Annotated in this window: 8 protein-coding genes; 5 read left to right on the forward strand and 3 right to left on the reverse strand. The window is 54.5% G+C overall.

Annotated features, from left to right (window positions below; all coding sequences use genetic code 11):
• Positions 1 to 56: 56 nt before the first annotated feature.
• Both treY and CU102_RS14495 read right to left on the reverse strand, forming a co-directional pair.
• Complete coding sequence (treY, locus tag CU102_RS14490) at positions 57 to 2753, reverse strand: malto-oligosyltrehalose synthase (RefSeq protein ID WP_106711821.1); 2697 nt, start codon at positions 2751 to 2753, stop codon at positions 57 to 59.
• 43 nt (positions 2754 to 2796) lie between these two features.
• Entirely contained in the window at positions 2797 to 4248 is a 1452-nt protein-coding gene (locus CU102_RS14495; RefSeq protein WP_106711822.1) for an alpha,alpha-trehalose-phosphate synthase (UDP-forming), read from the reverse strand.
• 141 nt (positions 4249 to 4389) lie between these two features.
• On the opposite strand from CU102_RS14495, the gene otsB reads away from it, so the two are divergent.
• Positions 4390 to 5151, forward strand: coding sequence for a trehalose-phosphatase (otsB, locus tag CU102_RS14500; RefSeq protein WP_106711823.1), 762 nt, complete (start codon positions 4390 to 4392; stop codon positions 5149 to 5151).
• A gap of 47 nt (positions 5152 to 5198) precedes the next feature.
• Here otsB and CU102_RS14505 read toward each other — a convergent pair whose 3' ends face one another.
• Complete coding sequence (locus CU102_RS14505; RefSeq protein ID WP_106711824.1) at positions 5199 to 5747, reverse strand: PRC-barrel domain-containing protein; 549 nt, start codon at positions 5745 to 5747, stop codon at positions 5199 to 5201.
• A 308-nt stretch (positions 5748 to 6055) separates the two neighbouring features.
• Between CU102_RS14505 and CU102_RS14510 the strand changes: the two genes are divergently transcribed.
• The 4 genes from CU102_RS14510 (at position 6056) to CU102_RS14525 (ending at position 13223) form a co-directional block, all read left to right on the forward strand.
• Positions 6056 to 8044 (forward strand): bifunctional 2',3'-cyclic-nucleotide 2'-phosphodiesterase/3'-nucleotidase, encoded by a 1989-nt coding sequence (locus tag CU102_RS14510; RefSeq protein WP_106711825.1) that lies wholly within the window; start codon positions 6056 to 6058, stop codon positions 8042 to 8044.
• A 121-nt stretch (positions 8045 to 8165) separates the two neighbouring features.
• Positions 8166 to 11243, forward strand: a complete 3078-nt coding sequence (locus CU102_RS14515) for an ATP-binding protein (protein WP_106711826.1) — start codon at positions 8166 to 8168, stop codon at positions 11241 to 11243.
• A gap of 94 nt (positions 11244 to 11337) precedes the next feature.
• On the forward strand, positions 11338 to 12450 hold the full coding sequence (locus CU102_RS14520) for a YcaO-like family protein (protein WP_106711827.1): 1113 nt from the start codon (positions 11338 to 11340) through the stop codon (positions 12448 to 12450).
• 8 nt (positions 12451 to 12458) lie between these two features.
• Entirely contained in the window at positions 12459 to 13223 is a 765-nt protein-coding gene (locus CU102_RS14525) for a TfuA-like protein (protein ID WP_106711828.1), read from the forward strand.
• The last annotated feature ends 23 nt before the right edge of the window (positions 13224 to 13246 follow it).

A 13246-nucleotide genomic window follows, 5' to 3' on the forward strand; every position in this document is an offset into this window, starting at 1 on the left:
ACGGTACGGGTTAAGCCGATTGGCTCAGCAGGCTTGACCGCGTCGTCGGGCAGTCATTAGGACGTAACGCCGCCGTGCAATTCTGAAACCAGTGTCACCACAGGAAACTCCCGAAGGACCTCTGCAAGGGGAAGCCTACTCTGGAGCGTGAACGCCTTGTCCGTCATGACATGCCGGAATGTCAAACCCCTGAGTTCTCCGGGTACCAGCAGGGATGTTTTCTCCCACTCCGGGAGAGGCAAGAAGGGTCTGTTGAACGGCTTCAACATGTCAAAGCAGAGTCTGGGTACCGCAATCATCGCATATTGGTCTTCGAATTTGCGATAGAAAGCGACAATATGATCGGCTTGCTCGCCAGAGGCTTTAAGAGGAATGTACGCTCCCTCAGAAAAGAGTGCGTGCCTTGCTTGACGAGCTTGAAGATGGGATTTCACCAGTCGTTGCTTCACCCCTCCGGACTCCCAGTCTTCCAGAAGCAGATCGAGCGGTGATTGCTCAGCATTGGCAAGCTGATTCTTCAAGTCTTCGAAGTTGACCGAACGGCGGCCCAATGATGGGGAAACGAACAAATCCCATGCCTCAGCCCCGCTATAGATCACTGGCACGCCGGGAACGGTGAGCTTTAACACAGTCTGGGCAAAACTGTTGAGCGCGCCGGCCAGCCAGAATGGTTTCATCGTTTCCACAAAATCGGAAAGGAAACTTTTAGCCGCCAACAACCGGTCGAGATAATTTATGACGGCCTGCTCGTAAGGTTTGTTAACGCCAGTCCAGAAGGATTGTTTCTCGGATTCGCGGATTGCACGCACCATGAATGCAACCAGTTCCTCTCGGAGAGAAGCGATCCCGGTGTCGTCGTCAAGGCGCAATGCTACCGGCCAGATCGCGGCCAGCGTTTGATAGATCAACCATTCCGTCTTCGGATCGGGAACGACCACATCCTCGATCATCGCGAGGTTGCAAGCCTGGCGCTGCCGCCATCCATCGACTGCCCTCGCCCAGGAACCTGGCGCCTCCGATAATGCCAATAAACGCATTCGAGCGTCTTCCCCGAACTTGGTTGCATGGGAAAACGTAGTGGACAGCAGGCCGGATGGCACTGCCGAGGCCCTCTCGATCATCTTTTCATGAAAGGCTTCTATCGGATCGAGGGTCGGACTCGAATTCAGCATCAGTTCGTCGAGGGCGATTGGACCGCGAGCATAGCGGTACGATTTCTGAATTGCTTGAGCCATCACAGCTGCTGTCAGCTGCTGGAAACGGACTCTGAATGAACTGGCTGTTTCGGGGTGGGAGTGTGCATCTTCCGCTCCGAGCACACGTGCAATAAACGCTTGTGTCTCTGTCATATCGACTGTTTGACCGTCGCGCCCGGCCAATTGCATTACCGTACGCTGAAGCGTGTCACGGTAGAATGCTGGTAAAGTGCCATCTTTCAGATACGTGCGATAAATGGGCAACTCCACGATCAGTTCTGCGATGGCCCGGCGCAACAAGAACTCCTCGGCGTGAGGAGGCCTGAGCTTGGCCAAAAGCCTTACCAATGTTTCCAGCTCATCCGGGAAGGTGCGATGCAGAATGTTGGATTTCGCATGGCGGTAGTCACCGGATTGATCTGATCTCGGTTCCAATTCGTGCTCATACTTGTGCTCGAGTTTTGACAGCCCGGCATGATCAACGAAGAGGTCTGCCGCAGTGGAGATAAACTCGTAACCAGCGGTGCCATTTACCCTCCAGTCCTCACTGTATTTCTCGCCACCCAGCAAGATCTTGTCAGTGACTACGAAGGCATCCTCACCAATCTCCTCACGCAGCCGCCCGGTGTATTCCGCAGGGTCCGCCAGTCCATCTATGTCATTAACCCGAAACCCTCGCACCTGGGTCCTGTCCAGGAGTGAAAGCGGCACGTCGTGGAAATCCCCGAAAACATCGGGATCTTCGATTCGTAGCCCGACGGTAAGTTTTGAACCGGCGGAATGCCGGTAGTTGATTGGTTCCGATGCTCCCTCAGATTCCACCAGCGTCCAATGTTGCAAGGACATCAGTGCGGTCACCTCTCCCGGATCGCTGGCAATTGCGTTGAGGGCAGATGCGATGTCGAGTCGGTCCGCAATGTCTGCGCGGGCGAAAGCAGCTAACAGATCGGTGTGAAAGCTGGTGGATGTTGACGGCGTTGCTTCACTGGCTGCCTCGTTGGATTGCATGGCGGTTCTGTTACGGACGCTCTGAAGGGCCATGCGATAGCTGGATGGCGCAAGCGGGTAGAATTGGCCTCCATAACTCATGACCAAACTTGCGTTCTTCCGATCAAAGGAAATCTGAATTTTACCGGCATCGACTTCCTCGTTAATCGGTCGATCGAGAACAGGAAGTGTGATCGGCCTTGCCCAATCGATATCAAAGTGATTGGCATAGGTTGCACTGACGCCCCATTCGAGTACATCGAACCACCACGCATTCTCATGCGTTGCCGACATCTGATTTGGATTGAGATCGACGATCAGGTGCATCCCGGCGCTGGCCAGCTCGGAATCCAGCTGGACGAAACCGCTTTCGGCTCCCAATTGCCGGTCCAACTCGGTAGGGTCTGTCGCTGTCAGTATACCCTCACCTATTTGTGCCGATCGAAACGGCGACGAGACACTGACAGCATCGATACCCAAGTCCTTCAGGTACGAAATGGCATTCGCCGCCTCCTGGAATGTGGTGCCATTGCGTAGCTGGATTCGATAGGCTGAATTGGGGATGTACATACTTCCACTCGAGTTGGTTGTTGTTTCAGAACATCATGCGTTTTTAATGCCGGGGTCCAGACATGGTTCCGCGGCCTTCGCTCCAGGTCGAATGTGAAGATCTCATCGATTGTGGAGCAACAGTTTGGACAGCTCGAAGCGCAGCAAGATATTCATTTTGCCATCGCTGGACATCATACTCGGAAATCTGGCTCAAAAGGTTTCGATGCCGCGCTCTGCGCTCCTCCATCGACATCGTTGCGGCTCGCCTTATGGCTTGCGCAACTTCGTTTATGTCATAGGGATTGACGATGAGGGCATCATTAAGTTGCTCAGCGGCGCCCGCAAACTTGGACAATATGAGAATTCCCGGATCCTCGGCATCCTGGGCAGCGATGTATTCCTTGGCCACCAGATTCATGCCATCGCGCAGTGGCGTGATAAGGCCAATGAGGCTGCAGCGAAACAACAATGCCAGCTTCTCGCGCTCTATGCTGCGGTTAATGTACTGGATCGGAGCCCAATTGAAATCTGCATACTTGCCGTTGACAGCCCCTGTCAGCTGTTCCAGTTCAGCTCGAATATCGGCGTATGCGGTAACGTCTTCGCGTGAAGGCGACGCAATCTGCAGATATTCGGCGCGACCCAAATATTCGGGATAGGAATCAAGAAACTTCCTGAACGCTTTCATACGTTGCGGAAGACCTTTGGAATAGTCCAGCCGGTCCGCAGAAATGACCTGAAAACGCTTGAGAAGACTGCGCCGCATGCGCTCGAGTTCAATCCCCTCGTCTCTCTCATGTGCCATAGCAGAGAATTGACCGGCGTCGACGCCGATCGGGAAATCTCCAATGCTGATTGTGCGCCCTTGCCACCTTATAAGATTCGGTGAGAGAAATTTTGCCTTGGAATGCTCCTTCAGATAGCGGCAAAAGTTTTGAACGTCGTTCTTTGTCTGGAACCCGATCAAGTCATATTGCAGGAGGCACTCACGCAACCATCCGTGACGCGGCACCGCCGAAAAGACATCAACGGATGGAAACGGTATGTGCAGGAAGAACCCAATCTTGTGCGCACTCCCCCGCCGCCGCAATTCGGATGCGAACGGAATGAGGTGATAATCATGCACCCAGATCAGATCATCGTTACGAAGATGGGAATGAATGGTGTCGGCAAACCTCCGGTTAACGGCGGCATAGTGTTTGGCAAACTCAGTTCGGTAATCCATCAGGTCGAGGCGATAATGAAACGACGGCCAGAGAACTTTGTTTGCAAATCCAAGATAGTAATTTTCATGTTCCTGCTCTGACAGCGACACTGTCAGGGAAGTTACATTGCCGTGGGTCGTCAATTGGGCGTTAGATGTTTCCGGCTTGTCGACGACCTCGCCGTTCCATCCCATCCACATTCCGCCACTGCTCTTAAGAGCATCGACAATGCCGACAGCAAGGCCCCCGGTTTGTGTTTTCGTCCCCAAATCGCCTGTACGATTTGAGACTACAACCAGGCGTCCCATTTCAATGTCCCTTACTTCTCATGAGGTAGGTCTAACTTTTCGACAAAGCTTTTGTTCCAAGAAATTTTACAAAAGTGTTGATCGACCGGGGGCAACGGGGTCACAATTCGTTCGAACGAGAAAGAGCGAAATCACGTAAAAATGAATGAAATCAATGAGACACTTCCTACCGATCTGACATCATGCGCCGTCTTCCTCGACATTGATGGCACCTTGATTGATATCGCAGAAACGCCTGATCAAGTGATTGTGCCGCATCATTTGCCGGAACAACTCGCCAAAGTTTCGCTAAGACTGAATGGAGCTCTGGCACTCATCAGCGGACGCTCGATCGGTTCGATTGATGAGCTGTTCGCTCCTTTCCGGTTTCCCGCTGCGGGATTGCACGGGACGGAAATACGAACTCAGCAAGGTGGCGAAATTGAATGCGATATCGTTGACGAGGGTTATCTATCCAGTGCGCGGCAACATCTTGAACGGCTCGCGAAACAATGGCCCGGCCTCATTGTCGAAGATAAGGATGTCGCAATAGCGGTCCATTACCGGCGGGTCCCGGAGGCAGCGGAGCATGTTGATCGCGTCGTCGAAAGCGTACTCCTCGAACTTGGCAGCGGCTGGACGCGACAGGACGGCAAAATGGTCGTCGAAGTCCATCCGAGTGCGTCGAACAAGGGGGCGGCCATAGAGAAACTGATGAGCGCCGTACCATTCAAGGGCCGCCACCCCATCGCTGTGGGCGACGACCTCACAGACGAAAGAATGTTTGAATTCGTCAATGGAAAATCCGGTCGGTCGATCAAGGTTGGCGCATCATCTCATGCAAGCGTCGCAAATTTCGCTGTGGAATCGGCTGCAAGAGTGCGGGACTGGATTTCCCGACTTGCGAAAGCTAACCTGGACTGAAGGACGGGAAGCCGCCGGGTTCCAGCGGCTTCCCGGATCATTGTCGATCATTTCGGTGCATCCGGCACAGCCGGTGCGGACGTTGAGCCAGTCTTCATCGGATCGGCAATACCATCTGTGAAATTAGCCGATCTTTCAAATGAAGGAGCGGCGTTCAGCTGATCCTTGGTCGTGTTCAAGACCAGCCAGCTGTTACCGTCGCTTCGTATCGAAAGTTTGAGCTGGTCCGGGGCAACGGCCACATCTTTCTGGCCAACGCCGAGGAACCCGCCAACCCCGATCACTGCTGCCTGAACCATACCGTCAGGTCCAATGACTAGATCGTTGAGCTTTCCTATGGTCTCTGCATTGTCACCGTCACCACTATAGACGGACTTACCAAGGAATCCCGAGGCCAAAATCTGCCCTTCCGAAGCCGTGGTCATAGCCGATGCATCTGGTGCAGCGGGCATCGTACCTGTGGAAGGCTTGAACAATTCCTTGTTGGTTACGGTCAAGGGCGCGGGGGTTTCAGCGGGCGCCGGAGCCGTTTGAGCCAAGGCTGTCCCGGACATCAGCGCTACACATGCTGCAGTCGCAATCAGATTCTTCATCATGGTGCGTACTCCTTCGTTCACAACGAGAATTTTCAAAACGGTTGAAATTCTCCTTGTTATTTCAACAAAAAGAACGCGATTCGGTTCCAAAAAAGTTGTGAAATTCAGTAAGAGGAATTGGTTCTGCGTTATTAATTTTGTTCGCTTTTTTACCGCGAGAGGCAGCGCAACCGCCCTGCTATCATCGAGCTGTCATGCTTCTGGAGTACGCGTCCGGAGCGTATTCGGGCCGATCATTTTCCGGATGGACTTCTTTCTGAATCACCCTAGGCTGCCGCGATTATGCGTAACTCTAGAAGGAGTTGTCTGTGTCTTCCATCGTCGATTTGCATCCGATTTCGCGCCGTTCCCTGCTCAGCGGCATGGTTGCGACCTCTGCTCTTGTGCTGTTGCATCCATTCTCGGTCCGCGCAGCGGCCAATCAAGCGCATCTGCGGCTCATGGAAACGACGGATATCCACGTCAACGTTTTCCCGTATGACTACTATGCTGACAAGCCGAACGACACGATGGGCCTTGCGCGTACGGCAGCTATCATCGATTCCATCCGCGCCGAGGCCAACAACTCACTCCTGATCGACAACGGCGATTTCCTCCAAGGTAACCCTATGGGAGACTACATGGCCTATGAGCGGGGCATGAAGGAAGGTGATATCCATCCTGTCATCAAGGCCATGAACGTGCTCGGCTACGACGTTGGAACCCTGGGCAACCACGAGTTCAATTACGGTCTCGACTATATGTTCAAGGTTGTTGGCGGCTCGAATTTTCCGTATATATGCGCCAATTTGACGAAGGGCCAGCTTGCCTCGGATCCGAAGCGGGACGATCTCTTCTTCAAGCCGTATGTCATCGTCGAACGCAAAATCAGGGACGGTGCCGGGACAGAAAGTCTAATCAAGATTGGCTTTATTGGCTTCGTTCCACCACAGATCATGCTGTGGGATATCAAGAACCTTGAGGGCAAAGCGCAGACCCGGGATATCGTCGAGGCCGCCAAGGCCTGGGTGCCGGCCATGAAAGAAGACGGAGCCGATATCGTCGTCGCTCTATCTCACTCCGGCATCGATGGGGCTGCACCGACAGAGCGCATGGAAAACGCCTCGCTTTATCTTGCCGGTATCGACGGCATCGACGCGATCTTCACCGGGCACCAGCACCTGGTCTTCCCCGGCCCCAAGAGCTGGGATGGCATCGCGAATGCAGATCCGCTGAAGGGGACGCTCTCCGGCAAGCCCACAGTCATGGCCGGTTTTTGGGGCTCGCATCTTGGCCTCATCGACTTGCTGCTCGAAAGGGACGGGAATAGCTGGAAGATCGCAGATTTCACCGCTGAAGCCCGTTCGATTTATCACCGGGATGACAAGAAGAAGGTCGTTGCCGATGTCGCGGACAAGCAAGAAGTGATAGAGGCCGCCAAAGCGGAGCACCAGGCGACGCTCACCTATGTTCGCACGCCGGTCGGCAAGACCTCAGCCCCGCTCTATTCCTACTTCTCACTCGTCGCAGACGACCCTTCAGTCCAGGTCGTTTCTCAGGCACAGACCTGGTATATCAAGAGCATGCTGAAGGACACGGAATACAAGAACCTGCCTGTCCTTTCTGCGGCAGCACCCTTCAAGGCCGGCGGTCGTGGCGGAGCTGACTATTATACAGACGTACCCGCTGGCGATATCGCCATCAAGAACGTCGCCGACCTCTACCTTTACCCCAACACGGTTCAGGCAGTTGTTATCACCGGAAATCAGGTGAAGAACTGGTTGGAAATGTCGGCCGGTATGTTCAATCAGATCGACGCGGGCTCCAGGGATGCTACTCTCCTCAATACTGACTTTCCGTCATATAATTTTGACGTTATCGACGGGGTAACCTACGAGATCGACCTGTCGCAACCGCGCAAATACGACAATGACGGACAGACGATCAATCCGCATTCAAACCGTATCCAGAAGCTGCAATTCGACGGCAAACCCATTGACCCGTCGCAGAAATTTGTGGTGGTGACGAACAATTATCGTGCAGGTGGCGGCGGCAAATTTCCGGAAATCGCCTCCGATAAGGTGGTATTCGTGGCTCCGGACACAAACCGCGATGTCATCGTGCGCTATATCATCGAAGAAGGCACAATCAATCCATCTGCCGACAGCAACTGGGGGTTCAAACCTCTGCCAGGCACCACTGCAGTTTTCGAAAGTGGCCCAAAGGCAAAGCAGTACCTTGCCGCGGTGAAAGGCGTAAAAATCGAAGAAGCCGGCGACGGCACGGAAGGGTTCGCCTTGTTCCGGCTCGTCCTCTGACTGCCGGTCGATAAACGCGTCGAATAGACTGGCGAAGGAGCTCAAAAATACCGGCAGCTACATTCCCTGTGTTATAGTTGTCTCAAGAGGGGACAAAAACAAACACCGGCAGGAGTGGGACATGCCGCGCGAAGTTTCGGTCAGTAATACTGGACAACCACCCAAGTCTTCCCGGCGCAAGGGGCGCGCGTCTGAAGATGGCAGCGAAAGAAGGATCGTAACGGCTCTTTGCTATGATCTGGTGGGATCAACCAATCTTTTCCAACTCCTGGACATCGAAGACTACCAGGAACTGATTGCGGCGTTTCAGCGGGCAGCAAGGCAAGCCATCATTTCGCGCTCCGGCATCGTTCAGGTCGAAGCCGGAGACGGTGGTGTTGCGTTATTCCCGATACAACTCGGCGCGAAAGATGCCGCGTCACTCGCTATCAGAGCAGGTTTGGATATCGTTGAAGCCTGCCAGCGCGTCGGTATGGAGGCCAAGCGTGATGATCTGCATGTTCGCATCGGCATAGCGACATCGATCGCGCTGTTCCACGAGACGCATAAGGAAAATTGGGCGCAAGAGCCGGTGACCGGCGCTGCATTGGCCTTGGCCACCCGGCTGGAGTCCATCGCTGCTCCAGACAGCGTTTTGGTATCTCAAGAAACGCGTAATCTCGCAGGCAGGTCGCATGCTTTCATCTTTCAGGGTAGCAGGCTGCTAAAGGGCTTTGCCGAGCCCGAGAAAATTTGGCGCGCCGTTGCACACAAGCGGGAAGTGGATCGATTTTATGCTTTTGGGCGACTTGGTGGACCGTTCATTGGCCGGGAACGTGAGCTGAGTTCCATCGCACGCTTAAGGAAGATGGCCCTTGCCGGGCACGGGCAAGTTCTATCGATCGAGGGGAATCCCGGCATCGGAAAGTCGCGCCTGTTGCGTGAAATTCGCAAAACGACGCGCGATCAACGAGCAGGATCGTTCTTCTTTCAATGCTCACCCGGTGGAATACGCTCGACCCTGCACCCTTTGTTGCACAGCTTTCCCGGCGTCATGTCCGGCGCAGGCGGGCAGTCACAGTTGACGGCCTCAGCTGTAGCAACCCAGTTTAAGCGTCACGGCATACACGATGACGAGGTCATAGAGATCTTCTCATATTTGCTCGGCGTTCCGGAACGAAACCAATCCTTGTCAAACAGCGATCCCCAAGCAGTCCGGGAAAGAGCCCGCCACGCTGTGTTTCGTGCGTTGCAGGCAATGTGCCGAGAGGGGCCGATTATCCTCTCGATCGAGGATATTCACTGGATCGATCCCACATCCCAGGACCTTTTGATCGAAGCCGCCAGGGTAATCCACCAGCTTCCAGCCCTTCTCATCGTCACCTCGCGTCATGGTTCGCCGCTCGAGTGGCTGGATGCGTCAAAGGCAACGCGCATTTCATTGGAGCCATTTGACAGTGAGGAAACAAAAATCGCGATCAGGACACGGTGGCCGGAGCACCGGCTGGCCATGCTTCCTGATCTCTTTGACGTGACAGAACGGATATCGGGGGGAATCCCACTCTTCATCGAGGAGATCTGCCAGTGGGTTTCGGAAAGCATTGGGACCGAATCGATGAAAATGTCGGGAACTGTCTCATCCACCCATATCTCGGCCTTCGAAAGCATCCTCGATGCACGGCTCCAACATTTCGGCTCCGCCCGAGAGCTGGTTCGAGCCGGATCGGTTGCAGGGGACCGGTTCACACTTCCCTTGCTGCGCTCATTGCTGCCGGACTTCGGAAAGAAATCCCTGGCAAGTGCGGCCGACACGCTGTGCGAGACAGGATTTCTTACAAGAATCAGAGTTGGCGGGAGAACGACCTATAGTTTCCGGCACTCGCTGATTCAGGAGACCATCTACGATTCACTGCTACGCAAACAACGCCAGATATTGCATCGAAGACTGTTTGCCGCCGTAAACGAAAATCGCGAAACCGGTGCCTGGATCGATACCGGCGCGCTCGCGGAACATGCCGAGCGAGCGGGCCTCCTGGAGAGTGCCGCCGAGCTATTCGTCAAGGCTGGGAAGGAATGTTCAAGCCGGTCAGCAATGATTGAGGCCCGTCAGCATCTCGAACATGCGTTGGTGCTGTGCGACCAGTTGAGTGACGGCAGAGCGGTCGAGTCGTTACAACTCTCGGCGCTGACAGCGCTTGGTCCGGTATTGACCGGACTGGTGGGATTGAACTCCCCGCCCGCCCGCAAACTATATGAAGACGGTGTGGCGATCGCCCGTCGCCAGCCGATGGAAGATCAATCCAGGTGGTTCCCCATTTATTGGGGCTGGTGGCTTACCGGTTCAGATTTTCGCATCATGCATGACCGTGCTCTGCAGGTTCGGACGATGATGTCGGGAGTCGAAGATCCGGAGATAAGGCTCCAGGTCAATCATTGCATCTGGGCAATAGCTTTCAATATAGGCAATCATCGCGAGACACAGGACGCAATCACAGCGGGTCTGGCGCTCTATGATGAGGGCGTAGCAAAAACGAGCCGCATCCTGTATGGCGGACATGATGCCAAGGTCTGTGGTCTTGGACAGCTCGCACTCTCCCTGTGGCTGACGGGGCAGGTGAAGGCCTCGGACCAGGCTTTGTCAAAAATGGTCGCTTTCGTTGATCGGATTTCTCATGCTCCCAGCAAGGCGCATTCGCTCGACACGGAAGCCGTGTCGGCATTCTACCGGGACGACTACAAGCGCCTTGCCGACATTTCGGAACGGATGATGGATTTTGCAAAGAAGCATGAGATGCAAACTCTGTCTGGTCTTTCGCTTCTCTTTGGCGGCTGGGCCCGAGCACACCGCGGTGATCTCCCTGGAGGTCATGAGATGTTCCGCGATGGGCTATCGCTCTTGAAGCAGCTGGGAGCTGTCATCGATCTTCCCATTTATCTGTTCATGCATGCCACGATCCTCGGTCTGGCAGGTCAGCCTGAGCTCGCAACCAAGGTTGCAAATGAAGCAATCGACAATGCCCGGGAAACCGGACACGCCTACTGGCTCGCCGAGCTATACCGTTGCCGCGCCGTTGTTAATGCACAAGGAAAGGCACCAACGGATAGCATCGCTGCAGATTTGCGTTCAGCTCATGCAATTGCGCAAGAACAGCAGGCGAAAACGCTCGTGCAGCGAGCCAAACACACAATCCAGGAGCTCGGGGGCGCCATTGAGCTCTGATCGGACGCACCTGACAACAGATAACCCGTCGGATGATGGAATCCTCAACGATCTTTGCGGCGCAATAGCTTCAGATCTGCCTCTCCCCCGGCAAATGTGCTCCGAAGAAATCCAACATTGCTTTCGCGCAATTCTGCCGCTCTGCAGACAAGCCCAAATAACCCGGCTGGCGGACATCACCGGTCTTGACCGGATTGGCCTCCCTGTGGTTCAGGCCGTTCGACCGGCTGCCCTTTCTGAGGTCACTTCACTTGGGCGCGGTCTTTCCAAGACAGAAGCTGCTGTCGGAGCCATTATGGAATCGCTTGAGCGCTTCTATGCTGAACGAATACCGTCACATCGTGTTTTTCTCGCAACCGCTGACGAGTTGAGTGTACCAGACAAGCTCTTCAGGAATTTGGTCCTGCCGCATTGTAAAGATTGGCGCACGAATACTATCCCATGGATCAATGGGGTGAATGTAGCCACTGGTCATGTCCAACCGATTCCATTGGAACTCGTTCACACTTGCTATACCGATCCGCCACCCCCTTACGACGGGGTCTTCATACGCACGACAACCGGTCTTGCCTGCCACACCACCCTTTATGCAGCGTTCTTGCATGGACTGTTTGAATGTATCGAACGGGACGCTCTGGCTCGGGCATTTGCGACCCATGGATTTTTTGATCATATGCGGCTTGCACCCGTTGGCTTGGGCGACGCTGTCGATCACATCATCACGCTCGCAGCAGAATGGGGCATCTCACTTGGATTATGGTACGCCCCCTCTCCTGCGAAGGTTCCCGTAGTCTGGTGTCAGGCAATTGAAACCGGTCCCGGCGAACCGATCCTTGCGCTTCCAACTGAGGGGTATTCGGCAGGATCAACGCTCGCGATTGCTACCCTGAGTGCAGTTCTTGAAGCTCTGGCAACGCGGGCTGGAGCGATATCAGGCGCGCGTGACGATCAAACCAGGGAACACTATCGGAAAAGGACCGACGCCAATGTTGCGAAAGCCCGTCAGCTTATTCTTGGCCAGTCGTCCTTCAAACAGAGCGTGACGCCCGACTGGCTTGCCGTTCCCAGCATTTCCTCTCTTATCGATCGAGTTGTAAGTAGCCTCGGACCCGTGCTGGCGGTTTTATTAGGTACGGATACGGCAACGGGCGTGAAATGCGTGAGAACTGTTCTTCCCGGCGCCCTTCCCTTCTCTGTGCTGCGTTGAGGATAGATATGGCCCGGCCAAACTACGAAAATCCGATCCTGGTTTTTCTGGGTCCGACCCTCCGGCTGGCGGACGCTCAATCCGTGCTTGACGCGGTTTATCTGCAACCTGCGGCCCAAGGCGATATTCTGCTCGCGGCCCATGCGTTTCGTCCACGGGCGATGGTATTGATAGACGGACAATTCGAAGACAGACCCCCTGTCCGGCACAAGGAAATCCAATGGGCAATGGCGCAGGGCATCGTCATGATCGGCGCCGCGAGCATGGGAGCGTTGAGGGCAGCGGAAATGTGCGCCCTCGGCATGGTCGGTGTGGGACTGATTTACCGTTGGTACCGGCGGTGGCTACTCGCGCCGGATGATGCAGTGGCGGTTCACTCGGCACCGGCAGAGCTGGGGTTCCTCCCCCTGACAGACTCGTTGATTGACCTCCAGCGAACGTTCTCCAGTCTCATGCGCCACAGTGTCATCTCGCCGGCGGAACGCAATAAGCTCAGCGCGATTGCGAGGGAGATCAATTTTCGTGACCGTACGCTAGTAGCCGTGCTACGTGCTGCGGATTGGGGCCCTGGGAGGTATTCGGAAGTTCAACAAGGCCTGATTGCCCAAAAACGAGCTGACGCCGTGCTCGCACTAAAGTTGGCACCATTAATATCTGTGAATACTAATCATAAAGAATTACATGAGTGGATATCAACTAATACTTTTGATCGAGACCTTACTGCGTCTGGCATTGACAAAAGCCTGTTATACAATTATAAATTTAATGTATAGTTGTGGGGCTATTCTTCCCAAAA

The sequence above is a fragment of the Phyllobacterium brassicacearum genome, from assembly GCF_003010955.1.
GTDB lineage: Bacteria > Pseudomonadota > Alphaproteobacteria > Rhizobiales > Rhizobiaceae > Phyllobacterium > Phyllobacterium brassicacearum.